The sequence below is a fragment of the Pseudomonas sp. 3B-A001-10F genome, assembly GCF_056313565.1.
Genome location: NZ_JBQYFW010000081.1, coordinates 1 through 667, shown reverse-complemented (window position 1 = coordinate 667; position 667 = coordinate 1). Strand labels below are relative to the sequence as shown.

At 64.5% G+C, this 667-nt stretch carries 1 pseudogene; it reads left to right on the top strand.

Features of this window, described 5'->3' with window-relative positions:
- Positions 1-667: pseudogene (locus AC0ZWN_RS28820) on the top strand (type IV secretion protein Rhs); the annotation flags it as partial.

The window sequence follows — 667 nt, the reverse complement described above, 5'->3', positions numbered from 1 at the left end:
GCTGACCCGCCATGTCTACCAGTCCGGTCGCGAACTGCAACGCCAACAAGGTCTGCTGCTCAGCGAATACTCCTACGACGATCAGGGACGATTACTCGCCCACGCCGTAGGCCATCAGCGCGATGCGCTGTACCGCCGCGATTATGCCTACAGCGCCAACGGCAATCTCGCGCACATCGCCGACAGCCGCCACGGCCAGCGCACCTACGGCTACGACGCCCTCGACCGGCTGATCCGCGTCCGTCACTCACGCGACGAACTGCCGGAATCCTTCGCCCACGACCCGGCCGGCAACCTGCTGATGCAGGACCGCCCAGGTCCGAGCCAGATAAAAGGCAATCGCCTGCTCATGCAGGGCGACCGCCATTACGACTACGACGCCTTCGGCAACCTGATCCGCGAACGTCGCGGCCGCGCGCAGACACTCGTCACCGAATACCGCTACGACAGCCAGCACCGCCTGATCGGCCTGACCCGCCCCGACGGCCAGACCGCCAGTTACCAATACGACGCCTTTGGCCGGCGTATCCGCAAAACCGTCAACGGCGAGATCACCGAATTCTTCTGGCAAGGCGACCACCTCGTCGCCGAAAGCAGCGAAAGCGAATACCGCAGCTACGTCTACGAACCCGGCACCTTCCGCCCGCTGGCGCTGCTCGACGGCAAA